Origin of the sequence: Microbacterium sufflavum (assembly GCF_023091155.1) — a bacterium.
Lineage (GTDB): Bacteria > Actinomycetota > Actinomycetes > Actinomycetales > Microbacteriaceae > Microbacterium > Microbacterium sufflavum.
On sequence record NZ_JAHWXK010000001.1, the window covers coordinates 1,859,763 to 1,876,877 of the forward strand.

The 17,115-nt window shown below is 68.6% G+C and carries 11 protein-coding genes and 1 tRNA gene; all 12 read left to right on the forward strand.

The annotated features are described in order from the left end of the window. The first annotated feature begins 103 nt into the window (after positions 1–103). The 12 genes from KZC56_RS09080 (at position 104) to KZC56_RS09135 (ending at position 17,020) form a co-directional block, all read left to right on the forward strand. Complete coding sequence (locus KZC56_RS09080; RefSeq protein WP_136035908.1) at positions 104–1,108, forward strand: ABC transporter permease; 1,005 nt, start codon at positions 104–106, stop codon at positions 1,106–1,108. Positions 1,109–1,142: 34 nt separating this feature from the next. After that, the gene (locus KZC56_RS09085; RefSeq protein WP_247638393.1) at positions 1,143–2,105 is read left to right on the forward strand and encodes an ABC transporter permease; all 963 of its coding nucleotides are present in this window, start codon (positions 1,143–1,145) and stop codon (positions 2,103–2,105) included. After that, complete coding sequence (locus tag KZC56_RS09090; RefSeq protein WP_247638394.1) at positions 2,102–3,802, forward strand: ABC transporter ATP-binding protein; 1,701 nt, start codon at positions 2,102–2,104, stop codon at positions 3,800–3,802. Before KZC56_RS09085 ends, KZC56_RS09090 begins: the two co-directional genes overlap by 4 nt. Positions 3,803–4,010: 208 nt before the next feature. Beyond that, positions 4,011–7,514: a DNA-directed RNA polymerase subunit beta gene (gene rpoB, locus KZC56_RS09095; RefSeq protein WP_136031622.1), complete on the forward strand. Its 3,504-nt coding sequence runs from the start codon at positions 4,011–4,013 to the stop codon at positions 7,512–7,514. Positions 7,515–7,595: 81 nt separating this feature from the next. Beyond that, positions 7,596–11,471 carry a DNA-directed RNA polymerase subunit beta' gene (gene rpoC / locus KZC56_RS09100; RefSeq protein WP_136045924.1) on the forward strand — a complete coding sequence of 1,292 codons (3,876 nt, stop codon included), beginning with the start codon at positions 7,596–7,598 and terminating at the stop codon, positions 11,469–11,471. 199 nt (positions 11,472–11,670) lie between these two features. Continuing rightward, complete coding sequence (locus KZC56_RS09105) at positions 11,671–12,600, forward strand: PfkB family carbohydrate kinase (protein ID WP_206251715.1); 930 nt, start codon at positions 11,671–11,673, stop codon at positions 12,598–12,600. An 86-nt stretch (positions 12,601–12,686) separates the two neighbouring features. Beyond that, positions 12,687–12,771 (forward strand) — tRNA-Tyr (locus KZC56_RS09110). 105 nt (positions 12,772–12,876) lie between these two features. Then, positions 12,877–13,761 (forward strand): bile acid:sodium symporter family protein, encoded by an 885-nt coding sequence (locus KZC56_RS09115; RefSeq protein ID WP_240745359.1) that lies wholly within the window; start codon positions 12,877–12,879, stop codon positions 13,759–13,761. A gap of 9 nt (positions 13,762–13,770) precedes the next feature. Then, complete coding sequence (locus KZC56_RS09120) at positions 13,771–14,262, forward strand: FBP domain-containing protein (protein ID WP_136044941.1); 492 nt, start codon at positions 13,771–13,773, stop codon at positions 14,260–14,262. A gap of 46 nt (positions 14,263–14,308) precedes the next feature. Then, entirely contained in the window at positions 14,309–15,109 is an 801-nt protein-coding gene (locus tag KZC56_RS09125; RefSeq protein WP_136031649.1) for an enoyl-CoA hydratase/isomerase family protein, read from the forward strand. Between the two features lie 121 nt (positions 15,110–15,230). Beyond that, positions 15,231–16,232: a hypothetical protein gene (locus KZC56_RS09130; RefSeq protein ID WP_247638395.1), complete on the forward strand. Its 1,002-nt coding sequence runs from the start codon at positions 15,231–15,233 to the stop codon at positions 16,230–16,232. A 2-nt stretch (positions 16,233–16,234) separates the two neighbouring features. Next, positions 16,235–17,020: an inositol monophosphatase family protein gene (locus tag KZC56_RS09135; protein WP_247638872.1), complete on the forward strand. Its 786-nt coding sequence runs from the start codon at positions 16,235–16,237 to the stop codon at positions 17,018–17,020. The last annotated feature ends 95 nt before the right edge of the window (positions 17,021–17,115 follow it).

The following is a 17,115-nucleotide window of genomic DNA, read 5'->3' on the forward strand; positions in this document are numbered from 1 at the left end:
CTCGTCGCTCCGCTCCTCGCTCAGGGACCGGATCGGGAAACCACCCCGGTTCGGTCCCTGAACGAGCGGAGCGAGACGACGGGCCTGATCGACGGAGATCTTCGTGCTGCGCACCATCGGCAGGCGACTGCTGTTCCTCATCCCCACCCTGTTCGGGCTCAGCATCCTGCTGTTCGCCTGGGTCAGGGCCCTTCCCGGCGGCCCCGCGGTCGCCCTCCTCGGCGAGAAGGCCACACCCGAGGCGATCGCCAGGGTCAACGAGCTCTACGGCTTCAACAAGCCGCTCATCGAGCAGTACTTCATCTGGATCACGCGCCTGCTGCAGGGCGACTTCGGCACCTCGATCCAGACCAACCGTCCGGTGGTGGAGGAGTTCTTCCGCCGGTTCCCCGCCACGATCGAGCTGAGCGTCATGGCGCTCATCTTCGCGGTGGGCGTTGGCATCCCGCTCGGCTACTGGGCCGCGCGGCGACACGGCAAGTTCACCGATCACGCCTCGGTCGTGCTGAGCCTGATCGGCATCACCATCCCGGTGTTCTTCCTGGCGTTCATCCTCAAGTACGTCTTCGCGGTGCAGCTGGGCTGGCTGCCGTCCGACGGGCGGCAGAACCCGCGGATAGACGCGACGCATCCCACCGGGTTCTACGTGTGGGACGGCATCATCACCGGCGAGTTCGACGCGGCGTGGGACGCCATCCTGCACCTCATCCTCCCGGCGCTCGCGCTCGGCACGATCCCGCTGGCGATCATCGTGCGCATCACAAGGGCGAGCGTGCTCGAGGTGCAGAACGCCGACTACGTCCGCACCGGGCGCGCGAAGGGCGTCGGCTCGTCGACACTGCGCAGCCGCTTCATCCTGCGCAACGCCATGCTGCCGGTGATCACCACGATCGGTCTGCAGACGGGACTGCTGATCTCGGGGGCGGTGCTCACCGAGACGGTGTTCGCGTTCCCCGGCATCGGCTCGTTCCTGGCGCGGGCCATCTTCACGCGGGACTTCCCGGTGCTCCAGGGCTTCATCATCTTCATCGCGATCGCGTACGCGCTGATCAACCTGGCGGTGGACGTCTCCTACAGCTTCATCGACCCGAGAGTGAGGGTGCAGTGATGTCCCTCCTCATCGTCCGAAAGGAGGCGGTCGCATGAGCATCGCCCTCCCACCCGCACAGGGACCCTCCGCCGAGAGCGGGGGAAGCATCGACACCGTCGCGATCGCGCAGGCCGATCTGAAGAACGGCGGCGGCTTCTGGAGCGACGTGTTCCGTCGACTCCGCCGCAACCCGACCGCATGGATCGGCGCGGTCATCGTGCTCGTCTTCCTGGCAATCGCCCTGCTGGCACCGGTGATCGCCCCGTATCCGGAGACCGCGCTCCCCGGCGCGAAGTTCATCACCCCGACGCACATCCCCGGACCGGGCGAGCTGCCGGAGTTCCCGCTCGGGCTCGACCGCTTCGGCGGCGACGTGCTCTCGAAGCTGATCTGGGGCGCGCAGGCGTCGCTGCTCATCGGTGTCGTCTCGACCGCGATGGGGCTCATCGGCGGCATGCTGCTCGGGCTCATCGCCGGCACGTTCGGCGGCTGGGTCGACACGGTCATCATGCGCGTGGTCGACATCATCCTGTCCGTGCCGAACCTGCTGCTGGCGGTGTCGATCGCGGCGATCCTCGGCCAGACGCCGTTCGCGGTCATGATCGCGATCGGTGCCTCGCAGGTGCCGATCTTCGCGCGGCTGCTGCGGGCGTCGATGCTGCAGCAGCGCTCCAGCGACTACGTGCTCTCGGCGCAGACGCTGGGCCTCGGCCGCGGCCGGATCACGATGTCGCACGTGCTCCCCAATGCGATCGGCCCCGTGATCGTGCAGGGCACGCTGACGCTGGCGACCGCGGTGATCGACGCGGCGGCGCTGTCGTTCCTCGGGCTCGGCGGCGGCCGCCCCGAGACCGCCGAGTGGGGGCGCATGCTCACCTACGCCCAGGCGGAGCTGGCGATCGCGCCGTGGCTGGCGTTCCTGCCCGGCATCTGCATCGCGGTCACCGCGCTCGGCTTCACCCTGCTGGGTGAGGCGCTGCGCGAGGCCATGGACCCGAGGACGAGGGCACGATGAACACGCGAGACGAGGGCGCCGCGCGCGCTGCGAGGGAGGACCGCATGTCGGACGAGCCGCTGCTGTCGGTCGAGGGACTGGCGGTCGACTTCGCCACCATGGACGGCGTGGTGCACGCGGTCGAGGGCGTCGACCTGGAGATCCGGCCGGGCGAGACGGTCGCGATCGTGGGCGAGTCCGGGTCGGGCAAATCCACCACCGCGATGGCCATCATCGGGCTGCTCGCCGGGGGCGGGAAGGTCGCGGCGGGCAGTATCCGCCTGGACGGCCGCGAGATCGCGCACGCCTCGGAGAACGAGCTGCGCACGATCCGGGGGCGCGACATCGGCCTGGTCCCGCAGGACCCCATGTCGAACCTCAACCCGGTCGCCAAGATCGGCACGCAGGTCGCAGAGACGCTGCTCGCGCACGGCCTGGCCACGCGGCAGAACGTGCAGGGGAAGGTCGTCGAGGCGCTCACGGCCGCGGGCCTGCCCGACCCGGAGCGCCGCGCGAAGCAGTATCCGCACGAGTTCTCCGGCGGTATGCGCCAGCGCGCGCTGATCGCGATCGGGCTGGCGTGCAAGCCGCGGCTGCTGATCGCCGACGAGCCCACCAGCGCGCTCGACGTCACGGTGCAGCAGACCATCCTCGACCAGATCGGCGAGATGACGCGCGAGCTCGGCACGGCGGTGCTGCTCATCACGCACGACCTCGGTCTCGCGGCCGAGCGGGCGGAGCGGGTCGTGGTGATGCACCGCGGCAAGGTGGTCGAGCAGGGGCCCGCGCGGCAGATCCTGGAGGACCCGCAGCACCCGTACACGCAGTCGCTCGTGAAGGCGGCGCCCTCGGTCGCGGTCGCCCGGCTGCGGCCGGAGGCGTTCGTGCGCGACACGTCCGCCGCGGAGCAGCCCGCGGAGGAGAAGCCGCGCGACCACATCGTCGAGATCGAGAACCTCACGAAGGTGTATCCGGTGCGGGGCAAACACGAGGACTTCGTGGCCGTCGATGACGTGTCGCTGGCGATCCCGCGCGGCGAGACGGTCGCGATCGTCGGGGAGTCCGGCTCGGGCAAGACGACGACCGCCCGCATGCTGCTCAAGCTGATCGAGCCCACCAGCGGACTCATCCGCTACGAGGGCAAGGACGTCTCGACGCTCAGCAGGGCGGAGACGAAGGAGTTCCGGCAGCGCGTGCAGCCGATCTTCCAGGACCCGTACTCGAGCCTGAACCCGATGTTCACGATCGAGCGTTTGATCGCCGAACCCCTGGAGTTCTATCGGCGGGGGAGTGGCGCCGACCGTCGCAAGCGCGTGCGGCAGCTGCTCGACGACGTGGCGCTGCCGCAGTCGATGCTGCGCCGCTACCCGTCGGAGCTGTCGGGCGGTCAGCGGCAGCGCGTCGCGATCGCCCGGGCGCTCGCGCTCTCGCCCGACCTCATCGTGTGCGACGAGCCGGTGTCGGCGCTCGACGTGCTGGTGCAGGACCAGATCCTGCGGCTGCTCGGCGACCTGCAGCGGGAGTACGGCCTGAGCTACCTGTTCATCTCGCACGACCTCGCGGTGGTGCGGCTCATCAGCGACTACGTGTGCGTGATGAAGGACGGGAAGCTGGTCGAGGCGGCGACGTCGGAGGAGATCTTCACGAATCCGCGCGACCCCTACACGCGGCGCCTGCTCGCCTCGATCCCGGGCAACGAGCTCGGCATCGCGTCCTGAGACGGGGGAGCGAGCGCCAATACCGCAGGTTCTGAGATTGGTCAAGGACTGTGCTTGCCATGTCGCGGAATCGTGGGTATAGTTGGTAGTTGCGCTCGCTCCTCCCTGCCCTCATATGGTGGTCGGCATCCGTTGAGCTCTCGAGCGCGAACTCCACCTGACGACAAAGGAATCGAGAAGCCCTGCGGGGCTCACGGAGGTTATTCCCTTGGCTGCTGCTCCCAACGCATCCACATCCACCACCACCAAGAACGGACGCGGAGCTTCCCGTCTTTCGTTCGCCAAGATCTCCGACACGCTGACGGTCCCCGACCTTCTCGCTCTGCAGACCGAGTCCTTCGGTTGGCTCGTCGGCAACGACGCCTGGAAGGCGCGCGTGGCCGAGGCGAAGGCCGCCGGTCGCACCGACGTGAACGAGAACAGCGGTCTGGGCGAGATCTTCGAGGAGATCTCCCCGATCGAGGACCTCGGCGAGACGATGCAGCTGTCGTTCACGAACCCGTACCTCGAGCCGGAGAAGTACTCGATCGAGGAGTGCAAGGAGCGTGGCAAGACCTACGCCGCGCCGCTGTACGTCGAGGCCGAGTTCATGAACCACCTCACGGGTGAGATCAAGACGCAGACGGTCTTCATGGGCGACTTCCCCCTGCAGACCGACAAGGGCACGTTCATCATCAACGGCTCCGAGCGCGTCGTCGTTTCGCAGCTCGTCCGCTCGCCCGGTGTCTACTTCGACAAGACGCCCGACAAGACCTCCGACAAGGACATCGTCTCGGCGCGCGTCATCCCGAGCCGCGGTGCCTGGCTCGAGTTCGAGATCGACAAGCGCGACCAGGTGGGCGTGCGCGTCGACCGCAAGCGCAAGCAGTCCGTCACGGTCTTCCTCAAGGCGCTGGGCATGACCAGCGAGGAGATCCTGGCCGAGTTCGCCGGCTACACCTCCATCGAGGAGACGCTCGCGAAGGACACGATCGTCACCAAGGAAGACGCGCTGCGCGACATCTACCGCAAGCTGCGTCCGGGCGAGCAGGTGGCCGCCGAGGCCGCCCGCGCGCTGCTCGACAACTTCTACTTCAACCCGAAGCGCTACGACCTCGCCAAGGTCGGCCGGTACAAGATCAACCACAAGCTGGGTCTCGACACCCCGCTGACGGAGTCGGTGCTGACGGTGCAGGACATCGTCGCGACCATCAAGTACCTGGTGCGTCTGCACGCCGGCACCGAGGAGACCTTCGAGGGCATCCGCGGCGGCAAGAAGACGGAGATCCGTCTCGCGACCGACGACATCGACAACTTCGGCAACCGTCGCATCCGCGCGGTCGGCGAGCTGATCCAGAACCAGGTCCGCACGGGTCTGTCCCGCATGGAGCGCGTCGTCCGCGAGCGCATGACCACGCAGGACATCGAGGCCATCACGCCGCAGACGCTGATCAACGTGCGCCCCGTCGTCGCCGCGATCAAGGAGTTCTTCGGAACCTCGCAGCTGTCGCAGTTCATGGACCAGAACAACCCGCTCGCGGGTCTGACCAACAAGCGCCGCCTCTCGGCCCTCGGCCCCGGTGGTCTGAGCCGCGACCGCGCCGGCGTCGAGGTCCGTGACGTCCACCCCTCGCACTACGGCCGCATGTGCCCGATCGAGACCCCGGAAGGCCCGAACATCGGCCTGATCGGTGCGCTCGCGACCTTCGCGCGCATCAACTCGTTCGGCTTCATCGAGACCCCGTACCGCAAGGTCGTCGACGGTGTCGTGACCGAGCAGATCGACTACCTCACGGCGTCCGAGGAGGTCGACTTCAACATCGCGCAGGCCAACGCGCCGCTCGATGCGAAGGGTCGCTTCCGCGAGAGCCACGTGCTCGCGCGCCCCAAGGGCGGTAGCGGTGAGGTCGACCTGTTCCTGCCGGAGGAGATCGGCTACATCGACGTCTCGCCGCGCCAGATGGTGTCGGTCGCGACCTCGCTCGTGCCCTTCCTCGAGCACGACGACGCGCAGCGCGCGCTCATGGGCGCCAACATGCAGCGCCAGGCCGTGCCGCTGCTGCGCAGCGACTCGCCGCTCGTCGGCACCGGTATGGAGGGTTACACCGCCATCGACGCGGGTGACGTGATCACCGCCGAGAAGGCCGGTGTCGTCTCCGAGGTCTCCGCCGACCGCGTCGTGGTCATGCTCGACGAGGGCGGCACGCAGGAGTACCACCTGCGCAAGTTCGACCGCTCGAACCAGGGCACCTCCTACAACCAGAAGGTCGTCGTGTCGGCCGGTGAGCGCGTCGAGGTCGGCGAGGTCATCGCCGACGGCCCCGCCACCGAGAACGGCGAGCTGGCCCTCGGCAAGAACCTCCTCGTCGCGTTCATGACGTGGGAGGGCTACAACTTCGAGGACGCCATCATCCTGAGCCAGGACCTGGTGAAGGACGACACCCTCTCGTCGATCCACATCGAGGAGTACGAGGTCGACGCCCGCGACACCAAGCTCGGCAAGGAGGAGATCACCCGTGACCTCCCCAACGTCAGCCCCGAGCTGCTGAAGGATCTCGACGAGCGCGGCATCATCCGCATCGGTGCCGAGGTCCGCCCCGGCGACATCCTCGTCGGCAAGGTCACGCCGAAGGGTGAGACCGAGCTGTCGGCCGAGGAGCGCCTGCTCCGCGCGATCTTCAACGAGAAGAGCCGCGAGGTCCGCGACACGTCGCTGAAGGTGCCGCACGGTGAGCAGGGCACGATCATCGCCGTCAAGGAGTTCAACGCCGAGGACGGCGACGACGAGCTCGGCTCCGGCGTGAACCGCCGCGTCGTGGTCTACATCGCCCAGAAGCGCAAGATCACCGAGGGTGACAAGCTCGCCGGCCGTCACGGCAACAAGGGTGTCATCGCGAAGATCCTGCCCGTCGAGGACATGCCGTTCCTCTCGGACGGCACGCCGGTCGACATCGTCCTCAACCCGCTGGGCATCCCGGGTCGAATGAACTTCGGCCAGGTGCTCGAGACCCACCTCGGGTGGATCGCGAAGCAGGGCTGGAAGGTCGAGGGCACCCCGGAGTGGGCCGCCAAGCTGCCGGAGCAGGCCTTCGAGGCCGCCCCCGGCACCAAGGTCGCGACCCCGGTGTTCGACGGCGCCAGCGAGGAGGAGATCGCCGGTCTGCTCGACTCGACGCTCCCGACGCGTGACGGCCTGCGCCTGATCGACTCGAGCGGCAAGACGCAGCTGTTCGACGGCCGCTCCGGCGAGCCGTTCCCGGCGCCGATCTCCGTGGGCTACATGTACATCCTGAAGCTCCACCACCTGGTGGACGACAAGATCCACGCCCGCTCCACCGGTCCGTACTCGATGATCACCCAGCAGCCGCTCGGTGGTAAGGCGCAGTTCGGTGGGCAGCGCTTCGGTGAGATGGAGGTGTGGGCCCTCGAGGCCTACGGCGCCGCGTACGCCCTCCAGGAGCTCCTCACGATCAAGTCCGACGACATCCTCGGCCGCGTCAAGGTGTACGAGGCGATCGTCAAGGGCGAGAACATCCAGGAGCCCGGCATCCCGGAGTCGTTCAAGGTGCTCATGAAGGAGATGCAGTCGCTCTGCCTGAACGTCGAGGTCCTCTCGGCCGACGGCACGCTGGTCAACCTCCGCGACACCGACGACGAGGCGTTCCGCGCCGCAGAGGAACTCGGTATCAACATCTCCAGCCGCTTCGAGGCCGCCTCGATCGACGAGATCTAATCCTTCGGGAGCCGGGGACCGCCGTGTCCCCGGCTCACCGAAGCAGACTTCTCAAACAGAATTTCCGACACAGGAGAACTAGTGCTCGAGTCCACAACCTTCGATGAGCTTCGCATCGGCCTGGCGACCGCAGACCACATCCGCGCGTGGTCCTACGGCGAGGTCAAGAAGCCCGAAACCATCAACTACCGCACCCTCAAGCCGGAGAAGGACGGTCTCTTCGGAGAGCAGATCTTCGGCCCGTCCCGTGACTGGGAGTGCGCCTGCGGCAAGTACAAGCGCGTCCGCTTCAAGGGCATCGTCTGTGAGCGCTGTGGCGTGGAGGTCACCAAGAGCTCCGTCCGCCGTGAGCGCATGGGTCACATCGAGCTCGCCGCTCCCGTCACCCACATCTGGTACTTCAAGGGCGTGCCCTCGCGCCTCGGCTACCTGCTCGACATGGCGCCGAAGGACCTCGAGAAGGTCATCTACTTCGCCGCCTACATGGTCATCTCGGTCGACGAGGATGCTCGTCACCGCGACCTGGGCACGCAGGAGAACAACATCCGCCTCGAGCTGAAGACGCTCGGCGACCGCCGCGACGCCAAGATCGCGGAGCGCCTGGCCAAGCTGGAGGAGGAGCTCGCGGCTCTCGAGGCCGAGGGTGCCAAGGCCGACGCCAAGAAGAAGGTCAAGGACGCCGCCGAGAAGGAGATGTCGCTCATCCGCAAGGGTGCCGACGAGGCGATCCTGAAGCTGGAGCGCGTGTGGGAGGACTTCCGCACGCTCGAGGTCGGTGCCCTGCGCCCGGAGGACGACGTCTTCCACGAGCTGCAGGACCGCTTCGGCCAGTACTTCGAGGCCTACATGGGTGCCGAGGCGATCCAGCGTCGCCTGGCCGCGTTCGACCTGACCGCCGAGGCCGAGAGCCTGCACCTGCAGATCTCGGAGGGCAAGGGCCAGCGCAAGATCCGTGCGATCAAGCGCCTCAAGGTCGTCAACTCGTTCCTCGAGACCGGCATGAGCCCGGCCGCGATGGTGCTCGACGTCGTTCCGGTGATCCCGCCGGAGCTGCGTCCGATGGTGCAGCTCGACGGTGGCCGCTTCGCGACCTCCGACCTGAACGACCTGTACCGCCGCGTGATCAACCGCAACAACCGTCTCCGTCGCCTGATCGACCTCGGCGCCCCCGAGATCATCGTCAACAACGAGAAGCGGATGCTGCAGGAGGCCGTCGACGCGCTGTTCGACAACGGCCGCCGTGGTCGCCCCGTCACCGGTACCGGCAACCGTGCACTGAAGTCCCTGAGCGACATGCTCAAGGGAAAGCAGGGTCGTTTCCGTCAGAACCTGCTCGGCAAGCGTGTCGACTACTCGGGCCGTTCGGTCATCGTGGTCGGCCCGCAGCTCAAGCTGCACCAGTGCGGTCTGCCCAAGCAGATGGCGCTCGAGCTGTTCAAGCCGTTCGTCATCAAGCGCCTGATCGACCTCGGTCACTCGCAGAACATCAAGGCCGCGAAGCGCGCCGTCGAGCGCACGCGTCCCGAGGTCTGGGACGTGCTCGAGGAGATCATCCGCGAGCGTCCGGTGCTGCTCAACCGTGCACCCACCCTGCACCGTCTGGGCATCCAGGCGTTCGAGCCGCAGCTCGTGGAGGGCAAGGCCATCCAGCTGCACCCGCTCGTCTGCGCGGCGTTCAACGCCGACTTCGACGGTGACCAGATGGCCGTGCACCTGCCGCTGTCGGTCGAGGCTCAGGCCGAGGCCCGCGTGCTGATGCTCGCGTCGAACAACATCCTCAAGCCGTCGGACGGCCGTCCGGTGACCCTGCCCTCGCAGGACATGATCATCGGTCTGCACCACCTGACCACGGTCAAGGCCGGCGCCAAGGGCGAGGGCCGTGCGTTCGGCTCCGTCGGTGAGGCGCAGCTCGCGTACGACGAGGGCACGCTCGACCTGCAGGCGAAGGTCCGCATCCGCATCCCGGGTCTGGCCTTCCTGGAGGGCGAGGCTCCCGAGGGCTACGAGAAGCACGGTCTGGTCGACGCGTCGCTCGGTCAGGCGATCTTCAACGACGCGCTGCCGAAGGGCTACCCCTTCGTCCGCGAGCAGGCCGACAAGGGCAAGCTGTCGCAGATCGTCAACAAGCTGGCCGAGGAGTACCCCAAGGTCGAGACGGCCGCCACGCTGGACCGCATCAAGGATGCCGGCTTCTACTGGGCGACCCGTTCGGGTGTCACCGTCGCGCTGAGCGACATCCTCACCCCGCCGAACAAGGCGGAGATCGTCGCGGGCTACGAGAAGCAGGCCGCGAAGGTCCAGTCCCAGTACGAGAAGGGCCTCACGACCGACGCCGAGCGTCGTCAGGAGCTCATCAAGATCTGGACCGAGGCGACCGACGAGGTGCAGGCCGCGATGAAGGCGCACTTCCCGGAGGACAACACCATCAACCGCATGGTGTCCTCGGGCGCCCGTGGTAACTGGCTGCAGATCCGGAACATCGCCGGTATGCGTGGTCTGGTGAACAACCCCAAGGGTGAGATCATCCCGCGTCCGATCATCTCCTCGTACCGCGAGGGTCTGTCGGTGGCGGAGTACTTCATCGCGACGCACGGTACCCGTAAGGGTCTGGCCGACACCGCTCTGCGTACCGCCGACTCGGGTTACCTGACCCGTCGTCTGGTGGACGTCTCGCAGGACGTCATCATCCGCGAAGAGGACTGTGGCACGTCGAAGGGCCTCGAGCTCCCGATCGCCGCGCCGAACTCGCAGGGTGAGCTGGTGCGCGACGCGAACGTCGAGAACTCGGTGTTCGCCCGGACGCTGGCCTCCGACGTCGTGAACGCGGCGGGCGAGGTCCTCGCCTCGGCCGGCGACGACGTGGGCGACGTGCTCATCGACAAGCTGGTCGCTGCGGGTGTCGAGACCATCAAGGTCCGCTCGGTCCTGACCTGCGACTCCGCCGTCGGCGTGTGCGCGCAGTGCTACGGCCGTTCGCTCGCGACCGGCAAGACGGTCGACATCGGCGAGGCCGTCGGCATCATCGCGGCCCAGTCGATCGGTGAGCCCGGTACCCAGCTGACGATGCGTACCTTCCACACCGGTGGTTCCGCGTCGGCCGACGACATCACGCAGGGTCTGCCCCGTGTGCAGGAGCTGTTCGAGGCCCGTACCCCCAAGGGTGCGTCGCCGATCGCCGAGGCCGACGGCCGCATCACGATCGACGAGACCGACAAGGCCAAGAAGGTCATCCTGACGCCCGACAACGGCGACGAGCCCGTCGTCTACCCGGTGCTGAAGCGTGCGACGCTCCTCGTCGAGGACGGCCAGCACGTCTCGGTCGGTCAGCCCCTGCAGGTCGGCACGCTCGACCCCAAGGAGGTCATGCGCGTCATGGGTGCCCGCGAGGTGCAGAAGTACCTCGTCGGCGGCGTGCAGGGCGTGTACCGCTCGCAGGGTGTGCCGATCCACGACAAGCACATCGAGGTCATCGTCCGCCAGATGCTCCGCAAGGTCACCGTCGTCGACCACGCCGACACGACCCTGCTGCCGGGTGAGATGGTCGACCTGAAGCGCTACCAGCAGATCAACCGCGAGGCCGTGGCCGAGGGCAAGCGCCCCGCGTCGGGTCGCCCGGAGCTGATGGGTATCACGAAGGCGTCGCTCGCGACCGAGTCGTGGCTGTCCGCCGCGTCCTTCCAGGAGACGACCCGCGTGCTCACGCAGGCCGCCATGGAGGGCAAGCGCGACCCGCTGGTCGGTCTCAAGGAGAACGTCATCATCGGTAAGCTCATCCCCGCCGGAACCGGTCTCTCGAAGTACCGCGACGTCACGGTCGAGGCCACCGAGGAAGCCAAGAGCGAGCGCTACCCGAACCGGATCTTCGCGTCCGACGGCGCGTACGCGGACGGCGACTTCGGCTACGTCGACTTCGACGCGTTCTCGACGGACGACATCACCCCCGGTACCTACAACTGATTGAGGCGAGAGCCGGCGAGCGTGCTCGTCCGGCCGAGTCGATTGAGGTTGTCGAGCGACGTCGTCGCGACACGACTGAGGTGTGACTGAGTGAACGAAGGCCCCGGGCATCGCCCGGGGCCTTCGTCGTCCCTCGCCGCGTTCGGGCGCGCAGTTCGGCAGCGCTCCGGAGCGCGGGCGGGCGCGGTAGGGTCGGCGAGTGAGCACTGAGACTTCCCCCGGCGGCTCGGCCGTCGTCATCGGAGACGCCCTGATCGACGAGATCCGGGATGACAGCGGCGTCCGCGAGTTCGTCGGCGGAGCCGCCCTGAACGTGGCGGTGGGTCTGCGGCGGCTCGGAATCCCCACGACGCTCATCGCGATGGTGGGAGAAGACGTCGCAGGCGCGCACATCCGCGAGTATGTGGCGGACCACGGCGTGCGCCTGATCGCGAGCGCGGCGCCGCACGGGTCGTCGCGCGCCGTCGTGACCCGGGCCGCGAACGGCGAGCCGAGCTACGTCTTCAACCGTGCCGCCCAGGAGCGCACGATCCGCTACTCGGACGAGGCGGTGGCCGCGATCGCGGACGCCGACCTCGCGGTCGTCAGCTGCTTCCCGTTCGACGCTCCCGCCGAGGTCGACGCGCTCGCGGCCGCCCTGGACGGTGCGCGCCTCGCGATCGACCCGAACCCGCGCACGGGCATGCTGAGCGACCGCGACGAGTTCGTGCGCGGCTTCGAGCGTCTGGCCGCGCAGGCCGAGGTCGTGAAGGTCGGCGCCGACGACGCGGCGGTGCTCTACGACGGCGACCTCGACGTGCTGCGCTCCCGTCTCCGGGGGCTCGGCGTGCGCGCGGTGCTGGCCACCGCGGGGGCGGACGGCGCGGTGCTCGAGTCCGACGCCGGCACTTCGACGGCCCCGATCTCCGCGCTGCCCGGGCGCCTCGTCGACACCGTGGGGGCGGGCGATGCGACGCTCGCCGCCGTCGCCGGCGGTCTGGTCGCCGCTGCTCCGCAGGCCGCAGGGGAGTGGGACGCCCTGCTGCGACGGGCCATGGACATCGCGGCCGCGACGTGCAGGGCCGAGGGCGGTCTGCTGCGCACGCCCGAGTCGCTCGCCGAGTCCGACCGCGGGGTGCACGGCAGCTGACGCCTCGATTTCTCGACCCCGCATCGTGCGGGTATGATGGATCTTCGTGCCCCCGGTTGGCTGTTGAAGTCGGACGGGTGCGCTCTGGCGAGTTACCCAAGTGGCCAAAGGGATCTGACTGTAAATCAGCCGTCTTCGACTTCGGGGGTTCGAATCCCTCACTCGCCACCACGGAAGCCCCCCCTCGTCGGGGGCTTCTTCCGTTTCGGCGCGCGTCTCACGAACCCGTGACACCGAGGCCCTCCGTCCGCCACACTGAGTGCCATGGGATCAGCGTTGACCACCATCGGACTGCCCGTCGCGCTCGGCATCATCATGCTGGGTCTGGGCCTCAGCCTCACCCTCGGCGACTTCGCCCGGGTGCTCAAGCAGCCGAGGGCGGTGATCGTCGCGCTGCTGTGTCAGCTGGTGCTCCTGCCGGCCGTCTGCTTCGGGCTCGTGCTGCTGTTCCAGCTGCCGCCGGTGCTGGCGGTGGGAATGATGATGCTCGCCGCGTCGCCGGGCGGCACCACGGCGAACCTGTACAGCCACCTGTTCCGCGGCGACATCGCTCTCAACATCTCGCTCACGGCGGTGAACTCGGTGATCGCGGTGATCACGCTGCCGATCATCACGAACCTCGCGATCGCCTACTTCCGCCCGTTCGATGACACGCTGGGGCTGCAGTGGTCGAAGGCCCTCGAGGTGTTCGCGATCGTGCTGCTGCCCGTCGCGCTCGGCATGCTGATCCGGCGGTTCTGGCCACGGTTCGCCGCGAGCATGGACAAGCCGGTGCGCATCGCCTCGGTCGTCATCCTGATCGTCGTGATCGCGGGCGCCGTGGCCTCGAACTGGACGCTCCTGGTCGACAACGTGGCGCGTCTGGCTCTCATCACCGTGCTGTTCTGCCTGGTCAGCCTCGCGGTCGGATTCCTCATCCCGCGGATGCTGCGGGTGGGCAAGCGTCAGGCGATCGCGACGTCGTTCGAGATCGGCATCCACAACGCGACCCTGGCGATCGTGATCGCGCAGTCCGTGCTCGGTTCGGTGGAGCTGAGCCTCCCCGCGGCCGTCTACGGGGTGCTGATGTTCTTCATCGCGTTCGGCTTCGGGTTCCTCATCCGCGAGCGCAGCGGTGCGTCCGAAGCACGGACCGCGCCCGCCGTCGAGGGCGTTTCCTAGACTGGAGTGATGCGAGCCCTCACCGAAGCCGACGTCCGGGCCTCGTTCGTGAACGCGGACGCGGACGAGCTGCGCGTCATGGAGATGCCGCACGACTTCCTCCTGGTCGACTGGGACTACCTCGACTTCTTCGCCTGGCGCGACCCGAGCGCCGGCAAGCGCGGCTACGTCCTGATCCAGCACGAGGGACGCGTGGTCGGTGTCGTGCTGCGGGCGTCGGAGCCCGGTCGCGGGCGCTCCGGCATGTGCAACATCTGCCACACGATGCAGCCGGGCAACCAGGTCGCGCTGTTCTCCGCGCGACGGGCGGGCGAGGCCGGCGCTCGCGGCGACTCCTTCGGTACGTACATCTGCGCGGACCTCTCCTGTCACGAGAACGTGCGACTCGCGCATCCGCTCGCACCGAACGAGATCCGCGCGGCGGGTCAGGCCGACTTCCGCCTCGACGGCACGCGCCGCCGGATGGAGGGGTTCGTGTCCCGCGTGTGGGAGCAGGGCTGAGTCCGGCTAGCCTGGATCCACACGTCCTGTGCTCGAGGGAGACGCCATGAGTGAAGCCATCCTGTTCGCGGTCGACGAGGGGATGGCGCGGCTGACGCTGAACCGTCCGGCTCGCCTCAACGCCTTCAACGCCGATCTGGCCCACGCCTGGCGTGACGCGACGGCCGAGGCCACCTCGCGGAGCGACGTGAAGGCGATCCTCCTCGACGCGGCGGGGCCTGCATTCTGCGCGGGCGGCGACGTGATCGACATGGCGACCACGATGGGCGCCTCCGGTGCCGAGATCACGGCGCTCGCCGAGGTGATCAACGCGGGCATCCGCTCGCTGACCGAGTCGAGCATCCCGGTGGTCGCCGCCGCCCACGGCACGACGGCCGGTGGCGGGCTCGGCATCCTGCTCGCGACCGACTACGCCGTGGTCGGGGCACGATCGAAGCTCGGGAGCCTGTACGCCAACATCGGTCTCACGCCCGACCTGTCGGTGTCGGCGCAGCTGGCCCGTGCGATCGGTCAGCGCAGAGCGCTGCAGCTCGTGCTGCAGGATCGGCTGCTGACGGCGGCCGAGGCGCTGGAGTGGGGACTGGTGGCCGAGGTCGTGGAGGGCGAGGACGCGGCTGCGGAGGCGGAGGCCGTGCGCTCGCGCGCCGAGGAGGTCGCCCGCTTCTGGCTGGCCGGGGCCGCGGATGCCTATGGCCAGGCCAAGCGGCTGGTGCGGTCGCAGCCCGAGCGCACCTTCGTCGAGCAGCTGTCGGAGGAGGCGCGCTCGATCGGTGCCGCGCTCGAGACTCCCGACGCGCAGGCGCGGGTCGCCGCGTTCGCTGCGGCATCGGCGCGCAAGACGGCCTGACTCTTCCTCCCCAGCCACCGGTTTTCGTCGCGTCCGTCCGCACGGCGCGAAGATCCCCGAACCGGGACCGGCGCGCGTGGGAGGATGTGGACATCGATCGCCACTCGACGAGAGGACCCCCATGTCCCATCCGGACATCAGCACGCCGCCGCAGGCTGAGAAGAAGAACATGTCGCTGCTCATCCGAGGCTCGATCTGGGTGGCGATCGGCGCGCTGATCGCGGCCGCGCTCGTGTGCGTGGTGTGGGTGCTGATCGGCGACCAGAACGGCCTGATCGGTCGCGCCTTCCTCACGATCCTGCTCCTGGCCGCGTTCGCCGGCATCGCGATCCTGGAGGCCGGGCTCGCCCCCAATCGCCCGGACTGGCTCCAGCTCGCGAGCATGGTCAGCTGGGTCGTGGCGCTCCTGGTGGGGCTCGTGAAGATCTGGCTCCCGGAAGACGGCATCTACTTCGGGGCGGAGCGCTTCTTCCAACTCCTGCTCGTGATCGGAGTGCTCCAGCTCGCCCTGCTGCACGTGCGTCTGTTCACGAAGGCGGCGCAGCGCCACGTCACCGCGTTCACGCGCGTCATCTTCATCGTGACGGTCGTGTTCCTCGGTGCGCTCGTAGCGATGCTCGTGTTCTTCCTCGCGTTCCCGAACACGTTCGACTACAGCGAGCTGTACTGGCGCATCGTGGTCGCCCTCACGATCCTGGTCGCGGTGGGCACCACGCTCATCCCCCTGCTGAACGCGCTCTTCGCGCCGAGGAAGGCCGCCACGCCGACGCCGCAGAACCCGGCTCCCGCGTGGCCCACGTTCGCCGACGGCCGCACCCCGCTCCCCGCACTGCCCGACGGCTCGCCCGACTGGAACGCGTACTACACCGGCTACCCGACAGCTCCGCAGCAGGCTCTCCCGCAGCCGCAGACCACGGCGTTCCCCGTGGTTCCCGAGGCCGCGGTCGCGCAGCCCGCGCCTCCGGCTGCGCCCTCCGCACCCCCGGCGGCCCAGCCCGGCCCTCCGGTACCGGACGCACCGGTACCGCCCCGACCCGCCGCGCCGGAGCCCCCCGCGCCGCATCAGGGCGAACCTCCCGCGTTCCCGCCGCCCCCTCCCGCGCCGGGGAACCGGGCGTCGTGACAGTGTCACAGGAGCAGGAGCTCGGCGCGCTCGCCGCGGAGGTCGCTCGGGAGGCGGGGGAGCTCGCCAGGACACGCCGACAGCAGGGGGTCACCCTGGCCGCGACCAAGTCGACACTGGCCGACATCGTGACCGAGGCCGACCGCGAGGTCGAGGCGCTCATCCGCGACCGTCTGCTGACGGCGCGGCCGCACGACGGCTTCCTCGGCGAGGAGTCCGGTACGGCGGCGGGCGACAGCGGGATCACCTGGGTGGTCGACCCCATCGACGGCACCGTCAACTACGCCTACGGCATCCCGGCCTACAACGTCAGCATTGCGGCCGTGCAGGGAGAGCCCGACCCGAGCCGGTGGGAGGCGCTCGCCGCCGCCGTGCACGCACCGGCCGTGGGGGAGACCTTCACCGCCGCTCGAGGTCACGGAGGCTGGCTCGACGGCAGACGCCTCGAGGTCACGCAGGAGACACCGGCCGGCGCGCTCCTCGCCACCGGGTTCGGCTACGACCCCGCGACCCACGACGGCGACCTCGCGACCGTGCGCCGGGTGATGCCCATCGCGCGGGACCTCCGGCGGATGGGGTCGGCCGCACTCGACCTCGCGTACGTCGCCGCTGGTCGACTCGACGGCTACTTCGAGCGCGGACTGGCCCCCTGGGACCTCGCGGCGGGCGCGCTCCTGGTGAGCGAGGCGGGCGGCATCGTGACGCGCGTCGACACCGACTCCCCTCGGCCGCTGCTGATCGCCGGAGGACCAGCCGTGCACGCGCGGCTCACCGAGATCCTGTGCTGAGAAACCTGGACTGATACATGGCATTCCCAGGGTGATCGGGGTAGTGTTTACCCGATCGTTACTTTCACCACCCGAAGGTGAAAGCTGTCATTGCG

Coding starts and splice junctions, on each gene's coding strand:
- KZC56_RS09085 (WP_247638393.1), top strand. CDS start 1,143: ATGAGCATCGCCCTCCCACCCGCACAGGGACCCTCCGCCGAGAGCGGG.
- KZC56_RS09090 (WP_247638394.1), top strand. CDS start 2,102: ATGAACACGCGAGACGAGGGCGCCGCGCGCGCTGCGAGGGAGGACCGC.
- KZC56_RS09120 (WP_136044941.1), top strand. CDS start 13,771: ATGCGAGCCCTCACCGAAGCCGACGTCCGGGCCTCGTTCGTGAACGCG.
- KZC56_RS09125 (WP_136031649.1), top strand. CDS start 14,309: ATGAGTGAAGCCATCCTGTTCGCGGTCGACGAGGGGATGGCGCGGCTG.
- KZC56_RS09130 (WP_247638395.1), top strand. CDS start 15,231: ATGTCCCATCCGGACATCAGCACGCCGCCGCAGGCTGAGAAGAAGAAC.